Below are 25,881 nucleotides of genomic sequence, written 5' to 3'. Positions count from 1 at the left end.
TACTTAGTCATTTAATTTCCGTAGCTCTTGTTTGATCTCTGTCTTTGATTTTGTATTCTCATCGATTTCTTTTAATACTTTTGCAGGCGTGCCAGCAACCAATGTGTTTGGCGCAACATCCTTTGTAACAATTGCTCCAGCTGCAACGATTGCTCCTTTCCCTATCGTAACACCTTCCAACACAACTACATTTGCTCCAATTACCACATCATCTTCTACGACAACCGGTTTTGCAGATGGTGGTTCAATAACCCCAGCAAGAACGGTTCCTGCGCCAATATGACAATTCTTACCAACTGTCGCACGCCCACCCAGCACAGCGTTCATATCAATCATCGTTCCTGCGCCAATAACAGAACCGATATTTATCATTGCTCCCATCATAATGACACAACCGTCACCAATTTCTACTTGATCACGAATTACAGCACCTGGTTCAATACGAGCATTAATTCCTTTTAAATCTAGTAATGGAATTGCCGAATTTCTGCGATCATTTTCCAGCACATAATCCTCTATAACATCTTTATTATTCTCTAATAGGCTCTTGATTGTTTCCCATTCTCCAAATAAGACACCACTTTTACTCTCCAAAAACGATTGAATCGATTTATCTAATTCTAATTGACTTAAATCATTACCCTTTATATATACTTTCACTGGTGTACTTTTTTTGCTGTTTGAGATAAAGCTTATAATTTCATTTGCATCCATCATATTCATTATTTCGTATCCTCCTATTTATGTACTATCTTTTAATTTAGCAGATAGCTTTTTTCGTCGCAATTATTATCCATTATGTAAATTCCTAAAGAGGCTTTCACAAATAATCTATCTAGATTATCCCTGTTCATTAAAGCAATGAAAGAGACTAAAGCAAAAGTATTTCTTCAAAAAATAACCCGAACGAATCAGTTCGGATTATTTTGGTATCATCGCTCTAGCAAAATACTTCGCTTTTTCAAGGATTTGCCTGCGTTTCGTATAAACACTTAAATTTTTATTGTTCCGTTTTTGGGGGTTAACTATTTTAGTTTCGTCCCAGCATCTTCTCATGATTTTTGTGTATAAATGTCTTTTTTAACTTGCTTTAAAATGGCTCTTCTTGTTAGAATCCCATCAAAATATCCATCACTATCAGCCACACAGACAAAAGGATGGTTAATAACTGTATTTAAGCCTTTAAGTAACGAATCTTCTTTTGATAAGCAAGGTATTTCTTCATTTAAAACATCCTTAACAAGGATGTCAGAAAGCCGCTCAAACTCAAAACGTTCAAGCCCTAATATTTGATTTAATATATTGGTTTTAGCTATTGTTCCAATTAATTTATAAGATGCATCAAGAACCGGAACTGCGGAATATCCAGACTTTACCAATACAAGCAAAGCATGCTCTAATGGATTATTTACTTGTACATGTGCAACCTTCTCGGAAGAAATCATCACATCACCAACAGATAGATCAGTTAATTGCTTATCTTGCAACATACTCATCACATCACCCCTTATCATACTTTCATAGAAGGTACAGTTTCGTATCCATTTTATTAACCCACCAAACTACATTCTATATTTTACCATAGTGTAGAAATAAGAAAAACGAAACAAGCTAATTTTGGTTTGCAAAAGCAACTTATAAAAGTTATAATATGAACATATGATCATATAGTATTGGAGAGAAAAAAATGGATTATAATCCAATTGATGAACAATTAATCGATGCTGTTTCACAAACGTTTAAAGCTTTATCTGATCCAACTCGTATTAAAATCTTACATTTACTCTTCCATAAAGAGTGTTCTGTCAGTGAGATCGCAGATTGCCTAAAAATGAATCAATCTACCATTTCACATCAGTTAAAGTATCTTAAACAGCTAAGACTAGTTAAAAACCGACGAGAAAAGACCATGTATTATTATTCTCCCGATGATTATCACGTTATGAATTTATTAGAACAAACTATTGAGCACAGTAAACATACACGATAGGAGGCTTGATTATGGGACATGATCATGACCATCACCATGGTCACCATCATCATACAAGTAACAAGAGGGTACTATTCTGGAGCTTCATCATGATTACGGCGTTTATGATAATTGAAGCAGTTGGAGGTTTGCTAACAAATAGTCTTGCTTTACTATCAGATGCTGGACATATGTTGAGTGATGCAGCTGCATTAGGATTAAGTCTTTTAGCATTTAAAATTGGCGAGCGACAAGCGACTACTTCAAAAACATATGGTTATCGTAGATTTGAAATCATCGCAGCGTTTATTAATGGCATAACATTGGTGCTTATTTCCCTCTATATTTTCTATGAAGCTTTTCATCGTTTTATGGATCCGCCAAATGTCAGTGCCAATATGATGATTATTGCCGTAATTGGGTTTATCGTTAATATCATTGTAGCTTGGATGCTGATGCGCGGAGACTCAGAAGATAACCTTAACATTAAAAGTGCATTACTTCATGTTTTAGGTGATCTCTTAGGTTCAGTTGGAGCCATCGTAGCAGGTATACTCATACTGCTTTTCGGTTGGAATATTGCCGATCCAATAGCTAGTGTAATCGTCGCCATTTTAATCTTAATTTCAGGTTTCAGAGTGACCAAGGAATCTATCCATATATTAATGGAAGGAAAGCCCGTGCATATAAATGTAAAAGAAATTAAAACAGCATTATTAAAGTTACAAGGAATAAAAGATGTGCATGATTTACATGTTTGGTCAATTACCTCTGAGTTTCCAGCGTTGAGTTGTCATGTAGTTGTTGATGATTCTATCCATCGTGATGACTTACTTAAACAAGCAAATCAGGTATTAAAAGACCAGTTTCATATATCGCATTGCACCATTCAAATGGAAGGTCTTCATACACCCTTTCAAGAAGATTGTGATTCCTGTCCTTAAACGCTACCGAGATTAGGAGTGTCTGCCTTATTATGGCGGACACTTCTTTCTATGTGAATATGCTCTCCTCCCAATAACAACAGTTCCTAAAACAAATACAGTAGCTCGTTTTTCATTATTTAAACGGTTTAATACCTATCCATTTTATCGTATGTTCTTATGAATCAAATGTCAAGTAATTAACTGACTATTCCGATAAAAAGTGTGGCTAATTCAATTTTTCACTATTCGTGTTATAATTTTGTTCTAATGCATGTCGAGAAAGGTTTGTAACCAATGAACAGAAGATCATTTTTAAAAAAAGCGCTTGGTAGTTTCCTTGCGTTACTAGGGCTAAGCGGCGGAACATACTATTATGCAAAAGAAATTGAGCCTATACTTCTTCACATAAATAAAAACAGAATCTCATCTAAAAAAATAAACCCTGCATTTCAGGATTTTAAAATCATTCAATTTTCAGATACTCATATTGGATTTCATTACACATTAGAACAACTCCATGAACTTGTTCTCAAAATCAATGGACTAGAACCTGATTTAATAGTATTTACTGGTGACCTTGTGGATGAGCCCCACACCTTTCAATGGGATGATAAAATTGTAAATATTTTAAGTAAATTAACCGCTCCTAAAGGAAAATATTGGATCTACGGAAACCATGACCATGGGGGATATGGGACAGAGATAGTGATGAAAGTAATGGAAAATGCTGGTTTTCATCTTTTACAAAACAATCACACAACAATCGACGTTAACGGAGCGCAATTGACACTAGCAGGGATTGATGATGTTATGCTTGGCAAACCAGACTTACAATCAACACTTACTGAAGCTAATCCTGAACTTTTTACCATATTACTTGCTCATGAACCTGATTTTGCTGATCAAGCCGTGAATTACCCTGTAGATGTCCAATTATCTGGGCATAGTCATGGTGGACAAGTAAGATTGCCATTTATTGGTCACCTCTATACACCTGCATATGCTGAAAAATATGTGCAAGGAAAATATTCGTTAAATGATGATAAGCTTTTATTATTTGTAAATAGCGGAATCGGAACTACTAGACTGCCCTATCGATTTTTATGTAAACCAGAGATTCACCTCTATACCCTTGAACATCATAGTTAACCTTCAGGCTATTTATTAATGTCAACTAATTATATGTTAGCGCAGAAACAAAATACCTAATAAAACACACACTATCACTATTTCAGTATTTTGTTAACAATTTATACATGGTATTTTAGGGCTTTCCATGCTACACTTAATGGGATTTCAAACACGTATGGAGGTTTTACATATGCGGACAACGTGTAAATTCATTTTACCCTTAGTGTTTTTATTATTATTATTAGCTGCTTGCGGAAATAAATATCAAGGCGACTACTCTGTTGAAGTAAAGGACTTTTCATTCACGAACCAAGATGGTGAAAATGTCTCCAAAAGTGAGTTAGATGGTGACTTTTGGATTGCGGATTTTATTTTCACAAATTGTGAGACGGTTTGTCCCCCAATGACATCCAATATGGCTAATCTACAAACCCAACTAAAAGAAGCTGGCTTAGATGATGTTCGTCTTGTTTCGTTCAGTGTAGATCCAGATAATGATACGCCAGAAAAATTAAAGGAATTTGGAGAGTCCAGGGGTGCATCTTTTGATAACTGGGATTTCCTAACCGGTTATGAATTTGACAAAATCAAAGAGTTTTCTATTAAATCATTTAAAGCACCTCTAGAAATACCAGCAGACTCTGATCAGGTCATGCATAGCGTTTATTTCTACATCATTTCTCCAGATGGTGACTTTATTTATCGATTTGATGGAAGAAAGCCAGATGAAGTGAAAAAAATCGTTCCAACGATTCAAGATTTGAAATAACGTAATAACGAGCAGATAAGTTCTGCTCGTTTCTGTTGTTAAATGATTAGCTATCACTCTTGCAACAAGATATGCTTTGCGATAGGATATAGACAAGCTATTTAAGAACGGGAGCAAAGGAGGAGCCTAACTATGACAAACAAACAACAACTAGAAGAACTTGCAAAAGCACTTTATACGATTAATCGGCATGCTAAAACAGCTCCTGACCCGAAACACCTCTACGATATAAAAAAAGAAACTATAAGTCGCTTACTCTCTGAAAAACGAGCTAATAAAGTCGGACTTCATTTTTCTAAACAGCCTAAATTTAGTAATCAACATTCAACGCTTCTTGTTAAAGTAGCTAACTATTATTTCCATATTCCGCCAACCAAAAAAGACTTTAAGAATTTAGAGCACCTTGGATCATTAGACGAAAATTATCGGAACCCTCAAGCGAAAATGTCATTATCACAAGCGAAAAAAGTCATTTATCGTTATATTAATTGGAAGCCGGAAAATAAGAAAAGAAACTATGAAAAGAAACACTCTTCTGCTTCTACATATTTCACTCCTTCTTCATTGGGTAAAATGGAATGGCCGCCAAGTAAATCACACCGAAATTAGAAATAATATTTAGCCTCATAATATCCTATTCCATACAAATACAAGTCAGTTATACGCTTTATACACCCTTTTCAAGTAGTAGCGGCAATCCTCTACTGCTTTATTTATGTGAAAATAATCGTTTTCCTGCCGAGAACAAGATTAGCACAATACCAAAAATGGATAACGCTCGTAACAGTAGTGATAAATATGCATATGTAGATTTGTCTAATGTACCTGTAGTTATAAGAATACTAAAACATACTGTAAAAACACCTAAACTAATTCCGATGTACGACAGAAGCATATATGTACGTTTCCGCATATTCCACTGAATAAATATGTTTACGAAACGATATAAAATTCCTATTCCTAGAACGATCAGGAATAGTAACAAATAGCTACCCTCCCCTATTATTGATTGCAATCGATGCATATCATACTCTATATAAAGGATGAACATTGTATCGTCCCTTTCTTCTTTCCATAGATTAGTAGCATTCTATCCTACTCTTCTTTTAACTATACATCCTTATTCATCCCTAAGAAATTACCTTCTACACAAAATTCTCACAGAACATTTATTAAATTTGATATAATGGGCTAAATTGACAACTATAGAGGGGTGATTTGTATTTGAAAAAAGCATATTTATATATTATCACCGGTGCTGCTTTATGGGGGACAATCAGTTGGTATGTTAAAAACCTCTATTCGTTTGGCTTCACACCTATGGAGGTAGTAATTTTACGAGCATGGTCAACAGCCCTATTGCTCTTTCTTTACTTATTATTTTTTTTCCGAAACAAACTAAAGCTTAAATCCTTGAAAGATATAAGGTATTTCCTTGGAACTGGTATTTTAAGCATTACTTTCTTTAATTTTTGCCTATTTACAGCGATTGAATTAAGTACCATTCCTGTGGCTACAGCATTATTATACACCGCCCCTGCATTTGTAATGATATTATCCTTTTTATTTTTCAAAGAGCCCATTACGAAAGGGAAGCTTATGGCTCTTCTAACGACATTAATTGGAACTTGTCTCGTAGTAGAAGTCATACCATTTAATCTAAATGCTGTATCTCTAAGTGCAATTATTTTTGGTATAGGTGCTGGATTTGGCTACTCCTTATATAGTATATTTAGCAAGTTTGCACTTCGAAAATACTCTAGTCTCAGCATAACTACTTATACGTTCATCATAGCTGCAATTGCATTATCACCTCTATTTCCTTACAAGGAAAAATGGGAATTACTCATGTACCCCGAGGTGATTTTCTACACACTTGGATTAGGCTTTTTACCTACTGCTTTCGCTTATATTATTTATACACATGGACTTAACCACACAGAAGCTTCCAAAGCATCTATTTTATCAACAGTTGAGCCAGTTGTAGCTACATTGATAGGTATATTAATATTTCAAGAGACGTTTTCTATCATCCAATCGATTGGGATGGCTTGTATTTTGGGGGCTGTTCTTTTTATTCAGTTAAATAACCAACCTAAGGCGGTCAACCTTTTACGAAAAACTGGTACATCATAAAAGAGGCTGGGACAAAACACAACTTCTTTACTCAAAATACGAATAATCATATGATCAATAGGAGAATCATCGCCGCACCGTGAAAATATACGCTCTTTCGCTATTTAGCCACAAAAACGCCCCCTGAAATTAGATTTTTTACTCTAACTTCAGGGGGGCGGTACCTTATCGTTCGTTTTTAATTATTTCTCTTCATTCTTTTGTCTCGGTCTCTTTTACCTAGACAAAATAGAGATCAAGCTTTTTTCCTCTTGTTTTGGACTAATTTCATCTGTTTCATTTCTAATCTAGTTTCTATCTGAGAAATGCTTTTCTTATCGTCTAGTAATTCTTGTTTATTTTGTTTAACTAACTGCTCAAAATTTAACGTTTTTGGTCGCATGTGATACACTCCTTTTATACTGTCAACAAGAGTATACCGTAAATTCTTGTAAACTAGATCACAAATTTTTAAATATTTTTTAACAATTTAATTAATTCACCTTGGAGGTAATTTTATGCAACATCTACTTAATAAAAATGTAAAAGAAATAGAAATATCAGGGATTCGTAAATTTTTTAATATGGTAGCAGATGAAAAAGATATTGTATCGTTAACCATTGGACAACCAGATTTCCATACACCCGATCACGTTAAGGAGGCAGCGGTAAATTCCTTACATAAAAACAAAACAACCTATACACATAATGCAGGTATTATTGAACTTCGTCGAGCCATAGCTGTGTTTAATCAAAAGCAGTACGCGATTAGCTATAATCCTGAAAATGAAGTCATTGTTACAACAGGTGCATCTCAGGCGATTGATATTGCTTTTCGTACCATATTGAATCCAGGAGATGAGGTATTACTCCCTGGACCAATTTACCCTGGATATGAACCGTTAATCCGCTTAGCTGGAGCAAGTCCGGTTTATATGGATACAACTAAAACAGGCTTTAAAGTTACTAAAGATATGCTTGTTAAGCATATAACAAAAAAAACAAAATGTATTGTTTTGCCCTATCCTTCTAATCCAACTGGGGCTTCATTCTCAACAGAAGAATTGCAACAACTTGTCTCCATACTGAAAGATAAAGAACTGTTTGTATTAGCAGACGAAATATATAGTGAATTAGTATATGACAGCCAACATATTTCCATAGCTAGATTTTCCGAGATAAGAGATAAAACCATTGTTATTAATGGGTTATCAAAATCCCACTCCATGACTGGGTTTCGAATTGGTTACGTATTAGCACCCGATTGGATCGCTTCGGAGATGCTAAAGGTTCATCAATATAATGTCTCCTGCGCTTCTTCCATTAGCCAGTATGCTGCATTAGAGGCTTTAACATATGGAATAGACGATTCAAGCGAAATGCGATCTGCTTATCAGCAGCGAAGAGATTATGTACAAGAGAGATTGAACAACATGGGGCTTAGTGTCCAGAGGCCTGAAGGAGCATTTTATTTCTTCCCAAAATTTCCGATAAAAGAAATAAGCTCATTCCAATTAGGATTGGACCTAGTAAGAAAAGGTAAGGTTGCGCTAGTACCAGGTAATAGCTTTTCTAAACTAGGAGAAGGATATATGCGCATTTCCTATGCATATCAATTAAAGACCTTACAAAAAGGACTGGATAGATTGGAGGATTTTATTCAGACGTATTTATAAACCGTTCCTATAATTACATCATTATAATTTCTATTTTTCATGTGCATCAGGGTGTTTCATGCTCTCATAAAGATTTAAGAGCCTATCCAATTCTTGACTAAGCGCAACTGATTCAAGATTGGTAAACCCTTTTTCCAATGCAACCTCCGTCATTTTATTACGCAGAAATTCAATTCTTTTAAGAAGATTGTCTGTTGTACTCATTATGATCGCAGTGATACCTCCTCCTTTTGGTTTATTTTACTGTAGCATAGCATTACAGAATTTGACAAGTTTTTCTTGCTATATAACACAAGCTATTTTATTTGTAGAGATTCTCTTACTCGCTTAGTTTTGTCCACTATGCTACTATAATAAGTGTAATGTTTTCTGGAAAGGATGTCTTCGGTGGCAGAAACAAAAAAGAAAAATGAATGGTTGGAATGGGTTAAGGCAATCATTATTGCAATTTTAATTGCTTTCTTTTTAAGAACGTTTATTTTTGCAACGTCTATTGTTGAAGGTGAAAGCATGGACCCCACTCTCCAAAACGGTGAAAGAGTAATCTTTAATAAAATAATCTATATTCTTGATGAACCAGAACGCGGGGACATTGTTATTATCGAAAGACCATTAAAAAATTATGTGAAACGTATTATTGGACTTCCTGGCGAGACAATCGAAATTAATGGAAGTAACCTTTATATTAATGGTGATAAATACGAACAAAATTTTTTAAATGAAGAAGCACAACGTCAGTCAGGTAATTATGGACCAGTGGAAATACCTGAAGGAAACTATTTTGTTATGGGAGACAATAGAGCAATAAGTAAGGATAGCCGAAATGGCTTGGGATTAATCGAAGAAAATGAAATTATAGGCCGCTCTGAATTTATCATTTTCCCTTTCGATCAATGGTCCTTAACCAGATAAATAATAATATAACGTAGTGTATGGGAAAAGATCAGACGATTCGTCTGATCTTTTTTGAAGTTTCCATTAATTACTTATTTTTCTGCATCAAAGATACAGTAACCAATATTTAACAGAATAATAACAAAACAAATAATACCGAAGACAGCTCCCATATCGATTTCCATATGTACCGCACCCCCTCCAAAAAGCTCCTATGTAACATAACTTAGTTAATCTTATTATTGGAATACTTCCACTTTATCATACCAATTTCTATTACCTAAGAAAAGTCAAAATATGATAAAATAATGCTATTACTAATTAAATGAAAACAGAAGCTGTTTCATATAAAAGCAGGTGATTTAAATGCTCCATTGTCCGTACTGTGGTACATCAATTAAAGAAGATGAGAGCTATTGTATTAAATGTGGCAAGAAACTACCAGAAGATAGGTTTAACCGGGTGAAAAAGAAAGTAGGCAAGCAATTTTGGAAGCTACCAGCGATTGTCACAGGCTGTGTATTGCTTTCTATCGTCTTACTCTATGTTACGTTAGAAATTCGAACTGCTAAAGCAAAGGACTTATACAATAAGGGTGAAGAGAAGGTTCTAAATGCGGAATATCAAGAAGCTAAAGAGCTCTTTCAGAAAGCGATTGACTATAAGCATAATTTTAATCAAGCACAGCATTCACTTGAATTTATGGATCATGCGTTATCCATAAGAGCTTCATTAGAAGAGTCAACGCAGTTTCTTAAAGAAAAAAAATATCAGGCAGCGCTCGATCTTATCAATAATACAGAAAACACGCTAAAAGACTTTGATGGGCCTGCGATAAACCAATTAATTGACGAGATTGCAGCTAATCGAAATGCTGTTAAATTAAAGCAAGTAACAGAATCTTTAAAAAAGGAACCGAATATTGATCAATTAAAAATATTACTTTGGGACGCTGCTTCTATCGACACTGAGGAAGCTGAACCAATTACAAAAGATATTAGAGACCAAATAATTAATTATACGTACACAAGGGCCAATGAGCAATTAAATAAAAAACAATTTAATGATGCGAAATTAATTGTTGAGGATGGCTTAAAATATGCTCCTAAGTCAGAGAAATTAACAAGTTTACAGACAACGATTGATAAGGAGCAGGTGAGTTTTGAAACGGCCCAGCAAAAAAGAATCGAACAAGCTATGACCTCTGCTACGAAAGAACAGCAAGTAAATGAAAATGATGCGGTTGAATTAGTATCCATAAAAACCACTAGTGATGATCAAGGTAATCTTGTAGTTAAAGGGAAGGTTAAGAGTGTGGCAACCATCCCTGTTAATTCCATCATGGTTAAGTATAGACTTCAAACTAAGGATGGGCATGAGTTATTAACAAATGGCGTTTACGTATATCCTGATGAATTATATCCAGATGAGTCTGGAAACTTTGAATTCACTCATTTTGATATCGACTATAAAGCCAAAGATGTAGAAACGGATGTTGAGAAAATAACTTGGTATACCGATTAATTAAGAGGCTCATTCAAGCGAGGTGAACAATGCAGTGCCGAAACTAAAGTATTCGACATATCTTCTATCAGGTCTTGTACTTATTATTGGTATCATAGCTATGATATTTATTTACCAAAAATGGCAAAGCGAAGATATGTCGATTAGTAATCCTGTCATAAATAAAGTAACTACAAGTAATCAAGATTTAGATTTAAAATCAATCATTCATGAAGCTGAAAAAAATGTAATTCAGATTGAGGGACAAAATGAAGATAGTACCATTACAGGCTCAGGATTCGTATATAATAAAAGTGGGGACATTATTACCAACGCCCATGTAATTAAAGATGCTGATGTAATCTATGTTCGTACTGCCAATGCGCAAATTTATCCAGCTGCGGTTGTTGGGATTGGTGAAGATACAGATATTGCTGTCATTCGTGTTCCACAGCTTGCAGGTCAATATATGGAAGTCGAAAAAGAATCGCCTTCTGAAATAGGTGATGAAGTTATTGCATTAGGTAGTCCACACGGTTTTCAAAATACTGTTACATTAGGTATTATTTCTGGAAAAGAACGTAATTTTACGGTGGATGGATTTAATTATAATAATGTATATCAAATATCTGCTCAAATTACAGATGGGAATAGTGGCGGTCCATTAATTGACAGAAAAACAGGTCATGTTGTTGGGATTAATTCAGTTGGAACTAAAGACGGCACGATAGGATTTAGTATCCCAATCACTGAAGTAATTGATGAAATGGACCAATGGTCACACGAAGCTCAAACGGATAAACTGGATTTTGCAAGCACATCAGATATTATTAGTTCTAAAGACCCCGATCAGATTCAAGAGGATGCAGAGTATTTAGTTAATTATTTCCTTGAGAGTATTGAAATTAGAGATTACGTTAATGCTTACGCACTATTAAGTAGTGAGATGCAATCTAAGTCCTCCTACGCGCAATTTCGAGAGGGTTATATTGATTTTATAAACGTGAAATTTTCAGAATTAAAAAGCACTATAGCAGACAATAATCAAGTTCAAATTGAAGCTTCCGTCACCATTGAAAAAAGATCTAAAGAGGAAGAAAAAGCTAGCAAAACATCTTATGCCTATACGTTTACTACAAAATATGAAAATGATCAAATTAAAATTACTAGTATTACAGCAACAGAAACAAAGGAATAAAGTTAAACTTCAATCAGCGGGAGTTTTGTTTATCCCCCAGAGGGCTTACTGCCAGTTATATTGGGGATAGATCGGACTTATTACTATTAGAAATCCGTTATAACTAGGTAAAAGTCCAAACCATTTTCTCCGCGATCGCATATAGTGTAACTGTAAGATCGGAGGTGAAATAATGGGTTACGGATATGGCGGAGGCTGCGGCTATCCTAGTGGAGGATATGGTAGCAACTTTGCATTAATCGTAGTGCTTTTTATTCTATTGATTATCGTAGGTGCTGCATTTTATTGCTAAACCAAAACAACAGCTTGTGCCATCTTTCTTCTCTTGGCGCAAGCTGTTGTTCTTTTAATTATCGTTAAGAAGCATTTCTTTTAATTGATAGGCAGGTACTGGCCTGCTAAAAAAATACCCCTGCATTTCATCACACTTCTCTTGTTGAAGAAAGGTAAACTGTTCTTTCGTTTCAACACCTTCAGCAATAACTTTCATATTTAAAGAATGCGATAGTTGAATAATTGATTTCACAATCAGTCGATTCTCATCTTGTTTATTCATAAACATTTTATCAATCTTTAATTTAGTTATGGAAATAAGCTTAAAGATTTTAATGAGGAATAACCTGTCCCAAAATCATCAATAGCAACTAAAATCCCCTCTGATCTAAGTTCTTGCAAAATATCCAATATCGATTGTTCATTTTTCATTGCCATGGATTCCGTTATTTCTAATTCTAGATATTTTGCATCTAAGTTTGTCTCATTTAGGATTTTTTTGATTTTTCCCACAAACCCTTTTTGGTGAAGTTGCACGGCAGATAGATTCACACTTACAACAATAGGTGTAAGTCCTTCATCCTGCCATTTTTTGTTTTGCCTACATGCTTCATGGAGAACCCACTCACCTATATCTATAATGATGCCCGTTTTTTCTGCAATCGAAATAAAATCACGTGGGGATATATAACCTTTTTCAGGGTGTCGCCATCGCAGTAATGCTTCCATTCCGATAATTCGTGAAGATGTAAAATCGACTTGCGGTTGATAATACAACTCAAATTGGCCGCCAATTATCGCTTTTCTCAGTTGATTTTCCATAGTAAGAAGTGACTTGAACTTTTCAGAGATAGAGGTTTCAAATAATTTATAGCAATTACGATATGTATCTTTTATTGAAAGCAATGCGGAGTTAGCGTGTTTAATTAAGTCATCAGCAGTAAGCCCATTTTGAGGGAAAAGACTAATGCCGATGCTTATTGAAGTATAGATTTCACAATCATTTATTTTTACTGGGTCTTGAAAGCAATGGATTAATCGTTCTGCAAATTTATTAATGGATGCCTTCGTATCTATTCCATAGTGTAAAACGAGAAACATATCGCCACTTAGGCGAGCTATAAATGTGTTTGCTTCAATAAACCCCTTTAATCTTTCTCCACTTGCTTTAATTAATTTATCACCTACAGAATAACCCAGTGTATCATTAAGCTCTTTAATGTAGTCCAAATCAAAGGAGTAGATTGCCAAAACTTCGTTTCGGCTGGTAGCTCGCTCAATTGCTTCATTCAGTACTTTTGAAAAATAATGTCTATTAGGTAAGTCCGTTAGCTCATCATAAAATGCTAAATATCCGATTCTATTTTAAGTAACGTATAAGCAGCGTCATTTCCGGCTAAGATTATTCCACTCTTGTTCGTAATTAGGATAGCTTCTTGTAAATTAACTAAAATACGATGAGGGATTGGCAAAAAACGCTTCTGCTTAGACATATATCATTCTCTCCCAACTGACAACTTATCCAATAATTAATTTTTCTTTCGGGTAATGATAATTACCACTGTTTTTATTATTTTTAAACATAAATAAAAATGTAATGATACCTACTCTGCCGATAAACATTAAAATCATTAGAACAACCTTACTAAATGAAGTTAATTCACTTGTAATACCTAGTGAAAGACCTACTGTACCAAAAGCAGATGTTGCTTCAAACATAATTTGTGTTATTGAAAATGGTTCAGCAATTGAAATAACCAGTACAGATGTAAATACTAAAATTAGTGCCATTAAAGTTACGGTAACAGCTTTTAGTAAATCTTCATCATACACTTCTCTGTTAAATAGACGAATACTCTTCCCGCCTCTAGCGTATGTAATGATAAAAATTACAACTAAAATAAATGTAGTTGTACGTATGCCTCCTCCAGCACTGCTTGGTGAGGCACCAATAAACATTAATAAAGACATAAATAAATGGTTCTGCTCCGTAAGTTGGCTGACATCCATTGTTGCTAGTCCACCACTTCTTGTCGTTACTGACTGAAAAAGCGAATAAAAGAATGCTTCATGCCATGATTTATCGACGAAAAAATTAGTAATATCCAATAGATACATGAAAAAAGCACCAATAATAATAAGGATAAGAAATGTGGTGGTAGTAACTTTTGTAAATAAGCTAAAACGAATATGTTTTCGTATATCTGGCTTAGCAAATATGTATTCTTTTACCTCGATTAATACAGGAAAACCAATCGCCCCAAAAATAATTAATAGCATATTAATAAATTGTACAAAATAATCGTCTTTAAATGGAATTAGTGACGAACCCGTTATATCAAATCCACCATTTGATACGGCGCTTATCGTACCAAAGAACCCATGAAGATACGCTTCTTTAGCTGTATCAAAATATTGTAAAAAATACGTTCCTAATACAATAAATCCAATAAATTCAATCGTTAACAGTACATAAACAATTTGCTTAATCAAACGAACCATTCCTTCAAATGTCGTTTGATTTTGGTCTGTCATAATTAATCGACGTTCTTTCAAACCAATTTTTTTTCCTAGTAAAAGCCAAATGAATGTCCCAATCGCCATAACTCCTACAGCACCTAGCTGTAGAATTGCTGCGAGTAAAATAATTCCCGTAGTGCTTAACGTATCTGCAACTGTAATGGAACTCAAACCAGTGACACTAAGTGCACTGACGGCTGTAAATAGAATATCAATAAACGGAATATCTACTCCATCTTTATAAACGATTGGTAAGGACATAATGACCGTTGATAGTAACACGGCAAAAAAATAAAATAATAATAAGATTTGAACTGGTGACAGCCTATTTGCCCAGCGAATCGCTGTCGTCTTTTGGTATTGCATATGTAATTACTCCTTGTTTGCTCTGGTGTTTACATCCATATGTACTAAAAATCCTATTCATATTATAGCAGGCGCTGTAGATAAATGCGCCTATTTCATTCAAAAAAGTTCGCGACCCGAATTTTCGCAAATTTTAAAACTTCACCAATGCTTGATTAACTTTTATCACGTAATTTCTTTAAATTTCTTTAATAGTTCTTTACCTTGATATCCTTCTTCAATTAACGTAGTTAGCATTGATTCAATATTTGCCTTTCTTCTATCTACAATATTACCTAAAAATAACACATTCATGTTTGAGCCGATCTCATTCATACCTATGATAGAAGTGATAAATGTCGCTGTATCATTACTTTCTTTTGTAATTTTAACCTGAATTAATATCTCATCTTTATTTTTACTTAATTGTTCAAAATATGGCATGTATGAGCTTTCAACGTAAGCCTCTACTGTCCATTGGTTTTTATCATCTTCCCGATTAATAATTAAACCATCTATCAATGGAATCCGATGTGGAATGATTTCTCCATCCTTTTCTTCCATCACATTTAATAATTTTAGTTTAAAAGTTTTCAACGATACCACTCCTCGTATAGTATATTAAGGAATTAATTTTCAGCCTATCCATTCTGATTCATTTAAATAATATACAAGCTGTTGCAACTCGTTTGTGGAATTTTTCATAAATGCGTTTATTTCATTGCATCAGATCTCAATCACTTGGACGTTCCGTGATGTTCCTAGATAATGTTCTAGGATCATTTGAGACAATTCTTTTCACTCCACCGGGCATAACCGAAATTGTAAAACTGTTTCCCGAGTGCTCGCAATAATATTGTCAGCCAAATTACGCAGGAAAAACAGCGGTTCCCCACCGTAATTCGTGCAAATCGCTCTACTATCAATCAATACAATTTCATCAAATGATAATAATTCAGTCGTTGATAGAAATTTTTAGTTTTCACCAAAAATTCCTTTTGGTATACAATATGTGCAGCGTAAATTGCATTGATCCGTTACTGAAATCCTTACATCTTTAAGTGGTCTTCCAAATCGATCCTCCATAATTAATCACGACATTGCCTCCCCCCTTTATATTAACGAAAATTCGCTTGACCCTCCATGTCTTCCAATAATAGAACTTCTAGTTCATCGCCTTTTTCGTATTTTTCTTTTCCGCCCGGTATTTCTATCAGACATGTAGTATACGCTAGTGAAGATACCACATTTGAATGATCTATCCCAGCAAGTTGTACATATAGTTCTCTACCCTGATAGCTTAGTTGTCCTCTCACATATCGAGTATATGGATTCATTTTTGGAAAATCATCATCTAGTTTTGCTTTGACACGTTTCATACAAACATTTTTTTGATGCATTATCCCTCTAATCATTGGTCGCACAAATAATTCAAAACCTACGTAACATGCAGATGGATTACCAGATAGTCCAAATAAAAGTTTCTTTCCCTTCACCGCTACCGTTGTTACACTTCCTGGCCTCATCGCTACTTTATTAAATAAGGTAGTTGCACCTAGCATGTTATAAAGCTCTGGCATAAGATCAAAATCACCAACGGATACACCACCTGTCGTGATTAAAATGTCTACTTCTTGAAGTACACGCTTGATTCGCGAATAACTGGAAGTAACATCATCATCAAGCTTTCCATAATAGCTAGGATCTCCCCCAGCTCGTTTGATTTGTGATAATATCATATATGCATTCGAATTATATATTTTTCCACTTTCCAGGTCTTCATCTGGCTCAAGAAGTTCCGTCCCTGTCGCAATAACACCAATAAGTGGTTTTTTTATCACTTCCACTTGATGATACCCAAACGTTGCCAATAAAGCTTTTATACCTGGATTGATGATTGCTCCTCGATCTACTAGCAAAGTTCCTTTAGCTAATTCAGAGCCTTCTTTAATAATATTTTGATTTTCTTCCATTTTTTTGGCTAATTCCATATAATGAATACCGTCTTTTTGATAGGTGTAGCAATCTTCAAGCATAACAACACAATTAGCTCCCTGCGGGATTTTTGCACCAGTCATAATCCTTGTTGCCTGTCCTTCACCTAATTCATTTCTGGGTAATTGTCCAGCTCCAATATAGTCGATAACTTCAAAAACAACCGGATCTTCATCTGTAGAATATTTCGTATCCTCTGCTCTAATAGCAAAACCGTCATAAGGAGATTTATGAAAGAAGGGTATATTATGTGTTGCAATAAATGGTGCTGCAAGCCGACGAAGGTCACAATTTTCAAGTGAGACAAGTTCCGTCTCAGCTTCCCATTTATGTCTCATTACTTTGTTAATTGCTTCATCCACCATAATAGGATTTCTAGGCTTCACCATACATTTCTCCCCTTATCCCTTTATATAAAGCTAGTGTACCAAAAATAGTAATTTTTTGATATAGCCTACGATCTGTGAAGCACGCACAATTCCAAAACAATATATCCAGCATGTAAAGCAAAGAAATAAAAATCGTCTTGATTGAACTTATATATACTTTTTGATTGTTTACCTCACATATAACTGGCAGTAAGATCCCCATTTCAAGAAACAAAGTGAAACCAATTTGGGGAAGTGTGGATCGACTGCCAGTAAATGTCCGATTGGTTCAAGGGCCTTTAGCTCATACCCTTGTGGTACTAACAATCTGAGGTGAACCCCCCCCGGATTGAAGTTTCACTTTATTGTATAATGGTAAAAAACAGGTGAGGTGTGTTCTTATGAAGAAGGGTATATTGTTCCTATTAATGCTTTTACTTACCTCATGTAGCGATGACAAACCTGTTATTGAAAGAGCAGATGCTGGAATAAACCAAGAAAATAACGGAGCCGCATTCTTGGAAGAAATAGTAATAAAGATGTAGAAGAATTTATAGAGCTTTACTTAAAGAATGAGAAAATAACCATTAATCTTCAATTGGTCCCGATATTAAGATCATATTTACATACATCTAGCGACCCAAAATCAGCTATGGAGAAAATGGATTCCGCTCACTGATTTAGCAAAACCAATCTACCTGCTCGAATTTTCTTGTACCAACGATTTGTGCTCTTATTTAATTTTTAATCCAGCTATGAACCATAAAGCATACCTTATATCCGATTTAGCAAAGGCTATGACTATTCATTCACAGACCTGTTTGTATTTCAACGGGATACACCTCCTCTTCCAGTATCAAATATCGTAGTTATTGACGTTGAAAGCTGGGAAATAGTATCATTAGCAAATACTAGTGGTGAAGATATTCTTCCTTTTATATGACCATTAAAAAATGCTAAATGAGAAGATAATCAAACCTTATCTGTTTTAAAACCTAATTTTCAAGAACCAGAGCTAATAAAACAAACTACCTTAGATGATCTATCAATGAGTACCATCACTTTAGAAATTAATTCACAGTAATAAAGGAGAATGATAATGACAATATCAGCAATCGACACAATCATGAGTCATCGGTCTATTCGTAAGTTTAAAAACCAAAAACTTTCAGAAGAACAAATTCAAACAATTGTGACAGCCGCACAGCAAGCATCCACCTCTAGTCATGTTATGGCTTATACGATAATTGGCATCACTGATGAAAGCATAAAAGAACAACTAGCAGAAATCTCTGGACAACCCTACGTAAAAGATAATGGACACCTATTTGTCTTTTGTGGTGATCTACATCGCGTGGAGCAAATTGGTAGCAATGAAGAAAGGCTGGCTATGCAGAAAAGCTTGGAAAGCTCTGAACAATTTATTGTCATGACAATTGATGCAGCGCTTGCTGCACAAAATGCGGCAATTACTGCCGAAGGCCTGGGCTTAGGAATCTGCTTTCTTGGAAGCTTACGCAATGACGTTCAAAAAGTAAACGATTTATTGAGGCTACCTCCAAGAGTAATACCATTGTTCGGATTAGCCGTTGGATATCCAGACCAAGAGCCTGAATTAAAGCCAAGATTACCATACGAAGCCGTTTACCATCATAATACTTACTTACAGATAGAAAAACAGCTTCCTTTTATTCAACAGTTCGATCAAGAGCTTCACGATTATTATCAGATACGGACGCAGAATAAGCGCAAAGATACATGGACAGAACAAATGGTGAGAAAATTTTCAAACCCGATTCGAATGGATGTTGCTCCATTCTTGAAAATGAAAAATGTAAACAAACAATGAGCTTCATTTATCCCGCATATAACTAGCAGCAGGTCCCTAAAGTGAAACCCAATATGATAAGTGAGGGATCGACTGCCAGTACATGTCCGATTGGTTCCTATCAGTGGAGGAAACAAGCTCCACTGATTGTAGTTTCACTTTATGTATATAACTAGGGTGTGGAACGAAACTAAAATAGTTCGAATAAATATTAATATGAAGCGCAGTCAAAAATACGTAGATTTTTAAAGAAGAGCGCTTTTTCTGCGATGTATCGCTGTCGAAGTTTTCCTTATCCCACGGGGAAAGGCGCCAACTGTAGGTGAGCCCCAGGAAGGTTGTATACTGATGGAGCAATGATAGAACCTATTTAAGTAAATAAAATTATTTTGTTCCAGTCTCTAGTTAAAATGAAGTTCTTCAACATGATCAATCACTTTCCACTCTCCATTGACTTTAAAACGTGCTTCAAAATATATATTTGTCATTTTTTCACTTCTTGGTATCGGAAATATATCTGGATCTTGAGGTATGTATACATTTCCGCTTTTAAGCGTTCTATTTACAGGACTACCAGTAAAATCATGATTTTTATGATCCATAGATACAGATATTAAGGGGGACTGATGATGTACAACTACCTCCTCATTTCCAATATACTGTAATGATCGAAAAACTTCTATTCCTTCTTGTGTGTTTTCAATTCGTATATGTAAAATAAAATCATCCATCTCTTTACTTACTGTTATATCCTCCACTAATTTTGCATTTGCATTCCTAAAGTCGCTATAAATAAGTAAGAGTAAAAAAATACCAATCATCAATAAAATAACAATGATTTTCTTCACATGAAATCCTCCCACAAAACCTCTTACATATAAGACGATTTACCCCTTAATAATGTTTCAATTTTTAATAATTTTTCATAACTGGTTATAATAGGAAAAATATCCATCGTATATTTACCTCTAGAAATCCTCATTCTAACTAATGATGATATCACAAAGGAGGATCTGTATGACTGTATCAAGCCAAGTTAAACAAACCATAGCAGGTCTTAAAAGTGCCCAAGCCAGTTTTGAACAATTTGCACTACAAACTGAAAACAAGCAAGCAAAACAGCTATATGAAAATGCTGCACAACAAACAATGGCTATCTTACAAAGTGTAGAGCCTAGAGTGAAGCAAATAGAACAGGAAGAGCCTCAATATAAAGGGTTTTAAGAAGAAATTAACTATTTCGAGGCTGGAATTACCAGCCTCCCTTTTTAGCTCGATAAATGAAATGGGTGATTAAATGCAATGGAGATGGGCTAGAAATTTAATGATAAGTTTCTTACTAATTACATTAATTGGTTGTGGTAATGACTCTGCTTTAGAGCCACCGACCAATCAACCGAATGGAGACATAGATTTAACAAAAATATCGACAAATTCATCTGTAAGTCAACATCATGCAAACAGAGCGAAAGAAATACTTAGTCACTACCAGGAAATAACTACAGTAAAGGCAGTTAATACAGATAAACATATGCTAATTGCGATAGAAATACAGCATGGTAAACGATTTCAACTGGGAAAGATAAGAGAACAACTAACCAAACAGATGAAAAAGGAATTTAAAGACTTAAAAGTCGAGCTTTCGACAGATAAGAAAATTGTTATGGAATTAGAAAAATTAGAGAAATCTATTCAATCCAAATCCTATAGTAAGAAAAAGCTGGAAAGGAAATTGAAAAAGCTTATTGAATTCTCCAAAGAGCAGACATGAGGAAATGAGGGATAATGAATGGCAGATAAAACGAAAAAAAATACACCGCCTGATGCTCAGGAATATCAAGCTTTCCAACAAGAGAGGGAAGTGAAAAGACCCATATTAAAAAATTGTGTAAAAGCCTTTTTAGTAGGTGGAATCATTTGCTTTATAGGTCAAATCATTTCCACTTTTTATATCTATTACTTTCATTTCACGGAACAAACTGCAGGAAATCCCACTGTAGCAACTCTGATCTTTATTACGATGTTGTTTACTGGATTTGGATTTTATGATCGAATTGGTCAATTTGCTGGGGCTGGTTCTGCCGTACCCGTTACAGGGTTTGGTAACGCTGTTATTTCAGCAGCAATTGAGCACCGAACTGAAGGATTTATCCTAGGAGTAGGTACGAACATGCTGAAATTAGCTGGACCGGTTATTGTCTATGGTGTCTTTTCTGCATTTGTAATTGCCCTCATCAAAACCATTCTCATTCAGTGGGGTGGATTATAATGCTGACTGGACACCAAACATGGGTGTTTGCTAATACTCCTGTCATTATTGCTACTGGAACGGTCGGCGGACCGTTCGAAGCAAATGGTAATATAGCGAATGACTTTGATTTACTACATGAAGATATGTGGCTAAAGCAAGATTCCTTTGAGAAAGCACAACAAGCATTAATGGAAGAAGCTTGTCAAATGGCTATCAAAAAGAGCAAAATCGAAAAAGAACAAGTTGAATTTTTTATTAGTGGTGATTTGATAAACCAAATTACACCTAGTAGCTTTGCTGCAAAAACGATCGGCATTCCTTACTTGGGAATTTTTAACGCCTGTGCTACCTCTATGGAGAGCCTTGCATTATCAGCTATGATCATAAATGCCAAAGGAGCAAACTATATCTTAAGCGGAACTTCAAGTCATAATGCAGCTGCAGAAAAACAATACCGATACCCTACCGAATATGGAGGACAAAAACCGCCAACTGCTCAATGGACAGTTACAGGAGCGGGATGTGCATTACTCGCGCAACATGGTCAAGGTCCAGTTGTTACTTCCGCAACTATAGGAAAAATTGTTGATATGGAAATGACAGACCCGTTTAATATGGGTGGAGCCATGGCACCAGCAGCAGTAAATACAATTGAAACACATCTTAAAGAACGGAACATCGCCCCCTCCTACTATGATTATATTATTACTGGTGACTTAGGACATATCGGTAGAGAAGTCTCCTTGGACTTATTGCAGAAAAGAGGCGTAACCATCCATGAAGACCAATATGTTGACTGTGGATTAACCATTTATCGGGAAGGTCAACCCGTTCTAGCTGGAGCTAGTGGCCCTGCTTGCTCAGCCATTGTAACGTATGGTCATTTTCTTAATTTAATGAAGAAGGGTGAAATTAAACGCATATTAGTTGTAGCAACTGGTGCGCTTCATTCACCACTAAGTATCCAACAAAATGATCCAATACCTTGTATTGCGCATGCAGTATCAATAGAAGCAGGAAGTGATGTTTCATGATCTTTTTTTGGGCATTTGTAATCGGAGGTCTAATTTGTGTAGTTGGTCAACTCTTACTCGATGTTCTAAAACTAAATCCAGGGCAAACATTGACTATATTGGTTGTATCCGGGGCAATTTTAGACGGTTTTGGACTCTATGAACCATTAATCGACTTTGCTGGTGCAGGGGCTACTGTACCAATTACAAGCTTTGGGAATTCACTGGTACATGGAGCAATGGCAGAAGCAGAAATCCACGGTCTAGTTGGAGTTGTAACTGGGATGTTTGAAGTAACAAGCGCTGGTATTTCAGCTGCAATTATTTTTGGTGTTATCGGTGCCATAATTTTCAAACCAAAAGGTTAGGAGGGTATTGAATGACAGTAGGTTCTCAGGTGAAAGGCTGTTTTTCTTCTATAAAAAGTATAGAGGCTACATTGCATCTATTATCAGAAAAAACAACGGAACAAGAGGCACAGCAAAGATACCTTCAAGTAGAGCAGTTAATAACTGAAATAAAAAGAGATTTGCAACAGCACGTTATTCAACTTACGAAAGAAGAGCCACAATACAAGTAATCTGTAATAAGAAAGGATAGATAACCGATGCCAGAATGGGTTATTGTGATCATACGGTCATTTTCTCTACTGATCATTTTGTTTTTTATGACGAAATGGCTTGGGAAGAAACAAATCTCACAATTAAATGTGTTTGAATATATTTCCGGTATCGTACTTGGAGGAATAGTTGCCATCCACACGATTGATCCAAACGCAAACTTAATTTATGCTATACTGTCCATGTTTATTTGGTTTATCGTACCATTAACTGTAGAGTATATTTCTTTAAAAAGTAAACGATTTCGGAACTTCACAGAGGGAAGCAGCACTGTTTTGATTCAGGATGGAAAAATTATGGAAGATAATCTTAAAAAGGAAGGATATTCGACAGATGATCTTTTAGAGAAATTAAGGGATAATAATGTTTTTCTTGCATCTGATGTTGAATTTGCTGTACTTGAACCGTCCGGTTCTTTAAGTGTTCTTCCTAAAAAAGAAAACCAACCTCTAACAGCAAAAGATTTAGGATTAAAGCTGGCGCCTGAAAAAGAACCTCAAACGGTTATTATGGATGGTGAAATGTTGTTAGAACCTCTTGCCAACTTATCCTTAAGTGTCAACTGGTTGGAGACTGAACTTGATAAACAAAATGTTAGTATAGAAAATGTATTTCTGGCGCAAGCGGATAATGACGGACAGCTATACCTTGATTTATATGACGATTTGCTTGCTGTGACGGAGCCGTCAGAAAAACCTTTACTTATGGCAACCATGAAAAAATGTCAAGCTGACCTCGAGCTTTTTGCATTAGCAACTGAGAATCAACATGCGAAACAACTTTACGAAAAAAACAGCAAAAAACTTCAGCAAGCTATCGATTTACTTAATCCATATCTCATCTAATTATACATCCCCTTTACGTACTTATGTGTAAGGCGGGGTGTATCTTTATTGTCCAGCCACCGATTTCCTTTTGTTGCGGTTGCTTTTCGTGTAAAATAAAAAGTGAAACTTCAATCCGTGGGGTTTTTCTTTATCCCACACTGATAGTTAGTACCACAAGGGTATGACCTAAAGGCCTTTGAACTAATCGGACATTTACTGGCAGTCGACGATCCCTCACTTATCATATTGGGTTCACTTTAGGGACCTACTGCCAGTTATACACGGGATAAAGTAGTTATCTTTATTATATACGAAAGGGACTGAGTAACATGAGGAACAAATTGAAGGCCTATCGTTTTCCCATTATTTTACTATCATCGATCATTATAGGTTCTATTATTGGTCTTGCATTTGGTAAAGAGGCAACGGTAATTAAACCATTGGGTGACTTATTCATTAATTTATTATTTATGATTGTTGTTCCACTCGTTTTCTTTACCATATCATCTGCGATTGCCAGCATGGATAGTATGAAACGGCTCGGGAAAATCATGGGTTCTATGCTTACAATATTTATTGTTACTGGTATCATCGCATCAATATTTATGCTTACAGCCTCAGTAATTTTCCAGCCTGGTTCAGGTGTTGATATTCCACTTATGGAGCCAGATAATGTAGAAGAAATGAGTTTTTCTGAACAGATCGTCAATACATTTACCGTACCTGATTTTGTAGATTTATTTTCTCGTGAAAACATGCTTGCACTCATTATATTTTCTGTTTTAATCGGCGTAGCAACCGGTATTACAGGAGAAAAAGGTCGCCCATTCTCGAAATTCTTAACAAGTGGCTCTGAAGTATTTATGAAAATTATACAATTAGTCATGTATTATGCTCCTATTGGTTTAGGCGCTTATTTCGCTGCTTTAGTTGGTGAATTTGGAGCAGACCTGATTGGTGACTATGCAAAAGCTGTCATTATATATTATCCGGTTTCCTTCCTTTATTTTGTAATTGGCTTTACACTATACGCCTTTATAGCTGGTGGCAAAAAAGGAACCGTTCGATTTTGGAAGAACATTTTATCCCCTGCAGCTACCTCTTTAGGTACTGGTAGTAGTATTGCATCGCTTCCTGTGAATTTACAGGCAGCTAAACGAATTGGCGTACCAAAAGATATTAGGGAGACTATACTTCCCCTAGGAGCAACTATACATATGGATGGTTCATGCCTTTCTGCGATGTTAAAAATTTCCTTTGTCTTTGGTGTTTTTAATAAGGACTTTACAGGTATAGATACATTCTTAACAGCAATCGGTATCTGTTTGTTATCAGGAATTGTTATGAGTGGTATTCCTGGTGGTGGTTTTATGGGTGAGATGATGATTATTACCTTATACGGACTACCTATGGAGGCTTTACCAATTATATCGGCCATCGGTGTCGTTGTCGATCCACCAGCCACAATGGTTAATGTTACAGGTGACACAGTTTCAAGTATGCTTGTTACAAGACAATTAGAAGGAAAAGATTGGATGGAAAAAGCAAAAGCATCAACTGCTTAATAAGAAAAACGGAGCAATATTCGCTCAGTCCTTATCACTACATGCTCAGATTTACGCTTTCTCTAGTAGCTATTATGGAATAATAGCTACTGCTT

32 protein-coding genes and 1 pseudogene are annotated in these 25,881 nt (G+C 35.4%); 21 read left to right on the top strand and 12 right to left on the bottom strand.

Annotated features, from left to right (window positions below; all coding sequences use genetic code 11):
• Nucleotides 1-3 precede the first annotated feature (3 nt).
• Nucleotides 4-723: a 2,3,4,5-tetrahydropyridine-2,6-dicarboxylate N-acetyltransferase gene (dapD, locus tag Q1A47_RS08890; RefSeq protein WP_026680741.1), complete on the bottom strand. Its 720-nt coding sequence runs from the start codon at nucleotides 721-723 to the stop codon at nucleotides 4-6.
• A gap of 329 nt (nucleotides 724-1,052) precedes the next feature.
• Nucleotides 1,053-1,496 carry a cyclic-di-AMP-binding protein CbpB gene (gene cbpB / locus Q1A47_RS08885; protein ID WP_026680740.1) on the bottom strand — a complete coding sequence of 148 codons (444 nt, stop codon included), beginning with the start codon at nucleotides 1,494-1,496 and terminating at the stop codon, nucleotides 1,053-1,055.
• Nucleotides 1,497-1,687: 191 nt separating this feature from the next.
• Here cbpB and Q1A47_RS08880 point away from each other — a divergent pair, with 191 nt between their 5' ends.
• The 5 genes from Q1A47_RS08880 (at nucleotide 1,688) to Q1A47_RS08860 (ending at nucleotide 5,404) form a co-directional block, all read left to right on the top strand.
• Nucleotides 1,688-1,990 (top strand): helix-turn-helix transcriptional regulator, encoded by a 303-nt coding sequence (locus Q1A47_RS08880; RefSeq protein ID WP_026680739.1) that lies wholly within the window; start codon nucleotides 1,688-1,690, stop codon nucleotides 1,988-1,990.
• 11 nt (nucleotides 1,991-2,001) lie between these two features.
• Complete coding sequence (locus Q1A47_RS08875) at nucleotides 2,002-2,913, top strand: cation diffusion facilitator family transporter (RefSeq protein WP_166530404.1); 912 nt, start codon at nucleotides 2,002-2,004, stop codon at nucleotides 2,911-2,913.
• Between the two features lie 276 nt (nucleotides 2,914-3,189).
• Entirely contained in the window at nucleotides 3,190-4,044 is an 855-nt protein-coding gene (locus Q1A47_RS08870; RefSeq protein ID WP_026680737.1) for a metallophosphoesterase, read from the top strand.
• A gap of 172 nt (nucleotides 4,045-4,216) precedes the next feature.
• Entirely contained in the window at nucleotides 4,217-4,795 is a 579-nt protein-coding gene (locus Q1A47_RS08865; protein ID WP_026680736.1) for an SCO family protein, read from the top strand.
• A 132-nt stretch (nucleotides 4,796-4,927) separates the two neighbouring features.
• Complete coding sequence (locus tag Q1A47_RS08860) at nucleotides 4,928-5,404, top strand: YkyB family protein (protein WP_121605027.1); 477 nt, start codon at nucleotides 4,928-4,930, stop codon at nucleotides 5,402-5,404.
• A 100-nt stretch (nucleotides 5,405-5,504) separates the two neighbouring features.
• On the opposite strand, the gene Q1A47_RS08855 is transcribed toward Q1A47_RS08860, so the two are convergent.
• Nucleotides 5,505-5,780, bottom strand: a complete 276-nt coding sequence (locus Q1A47_RS08855; RefSeq protein ID WP_166530403.1) for a hypothetical protein — start codon at nucleotides 5,778-5,780, stop codon at nucleotides 5,505-5,507.
• A gap of 239 nt (nucleotides 5,781-6,019) precedes the next feature.
• Between Q1A47_RS08855 and Q1A47_RS08850 the strand changes: the two genes are divergently transcribed.
• On the top strand, nucleotides 6,020-6,931 hold the full coding sequence (locus tag Q1A47_RS08850; RefSeq protein ID WP_166530402.1) for a DMT family transporter: 912 nt from the start codon (nucleotides 6,020-6,022) through the stop codon (nucleotides 6,929-6,931).
• 235 nt (nucleotides 6,932-7,166) lie between these two features.
• On the opposite strand, the gene Q1A47_RS08845 is transcribed toward Q1A47_RS08850, so the two are convergent.
• Nucleotides 7,167-7,313: an FbpB family small basic protein gene (locus tag Q1A47_RS08845; protein WP_080668660.1), complete on the bottom strand. Its 147-nt coding sequence runs from the start codon at nucleotides 7,311-7,313 to the stop codon at nucleotides 7,167-7,169.
• 115 nt (nucleotides 7,314-7,428) lie between these two features.
• On the opposite strand from Q1A47_RS08845, the gene Q1A47_RS08840 reads away from it, so the two are divergent.
• Nucleotides 7,429-8,586 carry an aminotransferase A gene (locus Q1A47_RS08840; RefSeq protein ID WP_026680732.1) on the top strand — a complete coding sequence of 386 codons (1,158 nt, stop codon included), beginning with the start codon at nucleotides 7,429-7,431 and terminating at the stop codon, nucleotides 8,584-8,586.
• Between the two features lie 30 nt (nucleotides 8,587-8,616).
• On the opposite strand, the gene Q1A47_RS08835 is transcribed toward Q1A47_RS08840, so the two are convergent.
• Nucleotides 8,617-8,790 carry an aspartyl-phosphate phosphatase Spo0E family protein gene (locus Q1A47_RS08835; protein WP_080668659.1) on the bottom strand — a complete coding sequence of 58 codons (174 nt, stop codon included), beginning with the start codon at nucleotides 8,788-8,790 and terminating at the stop codon, nucleotides 8,617-8,619.
• Between the two features lie 183 nt (nucleotides 8,791-8,973).
• Between Q1A47_RS08835 and lepB the strand changes: the two genes are divergently transcribed.
• From lepB to Q1A47_RS08815, 4 genes are all read left to right on the top strand, one after another.
• On the top strand, nucleotides 8,974-9,498 hold the full coding sequence (gene lepB, locus Q1A47_RS08830) for a signal peptidase I (RefSeq protein WP_026680730.1): 525 nt from the start codon (nucleotides 8,974-8,976) through the stop codon (nucleotides 9,496-9,498).
• Nucleotides 9,499-9,846: 348 nt separating this feature from the next.
• Nucleotides 9,847-11,004: a DUF2116 family Zn-ribbon domain-containing protein gene (locus Q1A47_RS08825; protein ID WP_026680729.1), complete on the top strand. Its 1,158-nt coding sequence runs from the start codon at nucleotides 9,847-9,849 to the stop codon at nucleotides 11,002-11,004.
• Between the two features lie 34 nt (nucleotides 11,005-11,038).
• Nucleotides 11,039-12,181, top strand: coding sequence for a S1C family serine protease (locus Q1A47_RS08820; protein WP_026680728.1), 1,143 nt, complete (start codon nucleotides 11,039-11,041; stop codon nucleotides 12,179-12,181).
• A 172-nt stretch (nucleotides 12,182-12,353) separates the two neighbouring features.
• The gene (locus Q1A47_RS08815) at nucleotides 12,354-12,473 is read left to right on the top strand and encodes a YjcZ family sporulation protein (protein ID WP_080668658.1); all 120 of its coding nucleotides are present in this window, start codon (nucleotides 12,354-12,356) and stop codon (nucleotides 12,471-12,473) included.
• A gap of 54 nt (nucleotides 12,474-12,527) precedes the next feature.
• On the opposite strand, the pseudogene Q1A47_RS08810 reads toward Q1A47_RS08815, so the two are convergent.
• The 6 genes and pseudogenes from Q1A47_RS08810 to Q1A47_RS08785 all read right to left on the bottom strand — a co-directional run bounded on the left by Q1A47_RS08810 (nucleotide 12,528) and on the right by Q1A47_RS08785 (nucleotide 18,009).
• A pseudogene (locus tag Q1A47_RS08810) lies at nucleotides 12,528-13,813 on the bottom strand (bifunctional diguanylate cyclase/phosphodiesterase).
• Entirely contained in the window at nucleotides 13,801-13,947 is a 147-nt protein-coding gene (locus Q1A47_RS08805) for a hypothetical protein (protein WP_161629268.1), read from the bottom strand. The pseudogene Q1A47_RS08810 and the gene Q1A47_RS08805 overlap by 13 nt, the downstream one beginning before the upstream one ends.
• Before the next feature lie 25 nt (nucleotides 13,948-13,972).
• Entirely contained in the window at nucleotides 13,973-15,340 is a 1,368-nt protein-coding gene (locus Q1A47_RS08800) for a TrkH family potassium uptake protein (protein WP_051388302.1), read from the bottom strand.
• Between the two features lie 165 nt (nucleotides 15,341-15,505).
• Nucleotides 15,506-15,925, bottom strand: a complete 420-nt coding sequence (locus tag Q1A47_RS08795; RefSeq protein WP_309299804.1) for a YwpF family protein — start codon at nucleotides 15,923-15,925, stop codon at nucleotides 15,506-15,508.
• Between the two features lie 512 nt (nucleotides 15,926-16,437).
• Nucleotides 16,438-17,703 carry a gephyrin-like molybdotransferase Glp gene (gene glp, locus Q1A47_RS08790; protein WP_026680725.1) on the bottom strand — a complete coding sequence of 422 codons (1,266 nt, stop codon included), beginning with the start codon at nucleotides 17,701-17,703 and terminating at the stop codon, nucleotides 16,438-16,440.
• Nucleotides 17,704-17,871: 168 nt separating this feature from the next.
• Nucleotides 17,872-18,009 carry a hypothetical protein gene (locus Q1A47_RS08785; RefSeq protein ID WP_299631706.1) on the bottom strand — a complete coding sequence of 46 codons (138 nt, stop codon included), beginning with the start codon at nucleotides 18,007-18,009 and terminating at the stop codon, nucleotides 17,872-17,874.
• A 74-nt stretch (nucleotides 18,010-18,083) separates the two neighbouring features.
• On the opposite strand from Q1A47_RS08785, the gene Q1A47_RS08780 reads away from it, so the two are divergent.
• Complete coding sequence (locus Q1A47_RS08780) at nucleotides 18,084-18,227, top strand: hypothetical protein (protein ID WP_161629267.1); 144 nt, start codon at nucleotides 18,084-18,086, stop codon at nucleotides 18,225-18,227.
• Nucleotides 18,228-18,781: 554 nt separating this feature from the next.
• Nucleotides 18,782-19,531, top strand: coding sequence for an oxygen-insensitive NADPH nitroreductase (gene nfsA, locus Q1A47_RS08775; RefSeq protein ID WP_026680723.1), 750 nt, complete (start codon nucleotides 18,782-18,784; stop codon nucleotides 19,529-19,531).
• A gap of 380 nt (nucleotides 19,532-19,911) precedes the next feature.
• On the opposite strand, the gene Q1A47_RS08770 is transcribed toward nfsA, so the two are convergent.
• Entirely contained in the window at nucleotides 19,912-20,358 is a 447-nt protein-coding gene (locus Q1A47_RS08770) for a hypothetical protein (protein WP_026680722.1), read from the bottom strand.
• A gap of 169 nt (nucleotides 20,359-20,527) precedes the next feature.
• Here Q1A47_RS08770 and Q1A47_RS08765 point away from each other — a divergent pair, with 169 nt between their 5' ends.
• From Q1A47_RS08765 to Q1A47_RS08730, 8 genes are all read left to right on the top strand, one after another.
• Nucleotides 20,528-20,734 (top strand): DUF1657 domain-containing protein, encoded by a 207-nt coding sequence (locus Q1A47_RS08765; protein WP_026680721.1) that lies wholly within the window; start codon nucleotides 20,528-20,530, stop codon nucleotides 20,732-20,734.
• A gap of 73 nt (nucleotides 20,735-20,807) precedes the next feature.
• Nucleotides 20,808-21,281, top strand: coding sequence for a hypothetical protein (locus Q1A47_RS08760; RefSeq protein WP_121605024.1), 474 nt, complete (start codon nucleotides 20,808-20,810; stop codon nucleotides 21,279-21,281).
• Nucleotides 21,282-21,299: 18 nt separating this feature from the next.
• The gene (spoVAC, locus tag Q1A47_RS08755) at nucleotides 21,300-21,779 is read left to right on the top strand and encodes a stage V sporulation protein AC (RefSeq protein ID WP_026680720.1); all 480 of its coding nucleotides are present in this window, start codon (nucleotides 21,300-21,302) and stop codon (nucleotides 21,777-21,779) included.
• On the top strand, nucleotides 21,779-22,795 hold the full coding sequence (gene spoVAD / locus Q1A47_RS08750; RefSeq protein ID WP_166530399.1) for a stage V sporulation protein AD: 1,017 nt from the start codon (nucleotides 21,779-21,781) through the stop codon (nucleotides 22,793-22,795). Before spoVAC ends, spoVAD begins: the two co-directional genes overlap by 1 nt.
• The gene (spoVAE, locus tag Q1A47_RS08745; RefSeq protein WP_026680718.1) at nucleotides 22,792-23,142 is read left to right on the top strand and encodes a stage V sporulation protein AE; all 351 of its coding nucleotides are present in this window, start codon (nucleotides 22,792-22,794) and stop codon (nucleotides 23,140-23,142) included. Before spoVAD ends, spoVAE begins: the two co-directional genes overlap by 4 nt.
• A gap of 11 nt (nucleotides 23,143-23,153) precedes the next feature.
• Nucleotides 23,154-23,354, top strand: a complete 201-nt coding sequence (locus Q1A47_RS08740) for a DUF1657 domain-containing protein (RefSeq protein WP_026680717.1) — start codon at nucleotides 23,154-23,156, stop codon at nucleotides 23,352-23,354.
• Nucleotides 23,355-23,381: 27 nt separating this feature from the next.
• Nucleotides 23,382-24,239: a DUF421 domain-containing protein gene (locus Q1A47_RS08735; RefSeq protein ID WP_166530398.1), complete on the top strand. Its 858-nt coding sequence runs from the start codon at nucleotides 23,382-23,384 to the stop codon at nucleotides 24,237-24,239.
• Nucleotides 24,240-24,550: 311 nt separating this feature from the next.
• Nucleotides 24,551-25,786: a dicarboxylate/amino acid:cation symporter gene (locus Q1A47_RS08730; RefSeq protein WP_026680715.1), complete on the top strand. Its 1,236-nt coding sequence runs from the start codon at nucleotides 24,551-24,553 to the stop codon at nucleotides 25,784-25,786.
• Nucleotides 25,787-25,881 lie beyond the last annotated feature (95 nt).

The sequence above is a fragment of the uncultured Virgibacillus sp. genome (assembly GCF_947495635.1).
In the GTDB taxonomy this organism is placed as follows: domain Bacteria; phylum Bacillota; class Bacilli; order Bacillales; family Amphibacillaceae; genus Virgibacillus; species Virgibacillus salarius.
The sequence above is the reverse complement of the archived record's forward strand: the minus strand, read 5'-3'. Positions and strand labels throughout refer to the sequence as shown.

Excerpts from the sequence above, each read along its gene's own strand:
- dapD (WP_026680741.1), bottom strand. The coding sequence starts at position 723 with ATGAATATGATGGATGCAAATGAAATTATAAGCTTTATCTCAAACAGC.
- cbpB (WP_026680740.1), bottom strand. The coding sequence starts at position 1,496 with ATGAGTATGTTGCAAGATAAGCAATTAACTGATCTATCTGTTGGTGAT.
- Q1A47_RS08880 (WP_026680739.1), top strand. The coding sequence starts at position 1,688 with ATGGATTATAATCCAATTGATGAACAATTAATCGATGCTGTTTCACAA.
- Q1A47_RS08875 (WP_166530404.1), top strand. The coding sequence starts at position 2,002 with ATGGGACATGATCATGACCATCACCATGGTCACCATCATCATACAAGT.
- Q1A47_RS08870 (WP_026680737.1), top strand. The coding sequence starts at position 3,190 with ATGAACAGAAGATCATTTTTAAAAAAAGCGCTTGGTAGTTTCCTTGCG.
- Q1A47_RS08865 (WP_026680736.1), top strand. The coding sequence starts at position 4,217 with ATGCGGACAACGTGTAAATTCATTTTACCCTTAGTGTTTTTATTATTA.
- Q1A47_RS08860 (WP_121605027.1), top strand. The coding sequence starts at position 4,928 with ATGACAAACAAACAACAACTAGAAGAACTTGCAAAAGCACTTTATACG.
- Q1A47_RS08845 (WP_080668660.1), bottom strand. The coding sequence starts at position 7,313 with ATGCGACCAAAAACGTTAAATTTTGAGCAGTTAGTTAAACAAAATAAA.
- Q1A47_RS08840 (WP_026680732.1), top strand. The coding sequence starts at position 7,429 with ATGCAACATCTACTTAATAAAAATGTAAAAGAAATAGAAATATCAGGG.
- Q1A47_RS08835 (WP_080668659.1), bottom strand. The coding sequence starts at position 8,790 with ATGAGTACAACAGACAATCTTCTTAAAAGAATTGAATTTCTGCGTAAT.
- Q1A47_RS08825 (WP_026680729.1), top strand. The coding sequence starts at position 9,847 with ATGCTCCATTGTCCGTACTGTGGTACATCAATTAAAGAAGATGAGAGC.
- Q1A47_RS08815 (WP_080668658.1), top strand. The coding sequence starts at position 12,354 with ATGGGTTACGGATATGGCGGAGGCTGCGGCTATCCTAGTGGAGGATAT.
- Q1A47_RS08805 (WP_161629268.1), bottom strand. The coding sequence starts at position 13,947 with ATGTCTAAGCAGAAGCGTTTTTTGCCAATCCCTCATCGTATTTTAGTT.
- Q1A47_RS08800 (WP_051388302.1), bottom strand. The coding sequence starts at position 15,340 with ATGCAATACCAAAAGACGACAGCGATTCGCTGGGCAAATAGGCTGTCA.
- glp (WP_026680725.1), bottom strand. The coding sequence starts at position 17,703 with ATGGTGAAGCCTAGAAATCCTATTATGGTGGATGAAGCAATTAACAAA.
- Q1A47_RS08780 (WP_161629267.1), top strand. The coding sequence starts at position 18,084 with ATGAAGAAGGGTATATTGTTCCTATTAATGCTTTTACTTACCTCATGT.
- nfsA (WP_026680723.1), top strand. The coding sequence starts at position 18,782 with ATGACAATATCAGCAATCGACACAATCATGAGTCATCGGTCTATTCGT.
- Q1A47_RS08765 (WP_026680721.1), top strand. The coding sequence starts at position 20,528 with ATGACTGTATCAAGCCAAGTTAAACAAACCATAGCAGGTCTTAAAAGT.
- Q1A47_RS08760 (WP_121605024.1), top strand. The coding sequence starts at position 20,808 with ATGCAATGGAGATGGGCTAGAAATTTAATGATAAGTTTCTTACTAATT.
- spoVAC (WP_026680720.1), top strand. The coding sequence starts at position 21,300 with ATGGCAGATAAAACGAAAAAAAATACACCGCCTGATGCTCAGGAATAT.
- spoVAD (WP_166530399.1), top strand. The coding sequence starts at position 21,779 with ATGCTGACTGGACACCAAACATGGGTGTTTGCTAATACTCCTGTCATT.
- spoVAE (WP_026680718.1), top strand. The coding sequence starts at position 22,792 with ATGATCTTTTTTTGGGCATTTGTAATCGGAGGTCTAATTTGTGTAGTT.
- Q1A47_RS08740 (WP_026680717.1), top strand. The coding sequence starts at position 23,154 with ATGACAGTAGGTTCTCAGGTGAAAGGCTGTTTTTCTTCTATAAAAAGT.
- Q1A47_RS08735 (WP_166530398.1), top strand. The coding sequence starts at position 23,382 with ATGCCAGAATGGGTTATTGTGATCATACGGTCATTTTCTCTACTGATC.
- Q1A47_RS08730 (WP_026680715.1), top strand. The coding sequence starts at position 24,551 with ATGAGGAACAAATTGAAGGCCTATCGTTTTCCCATTATTTTACTATCA.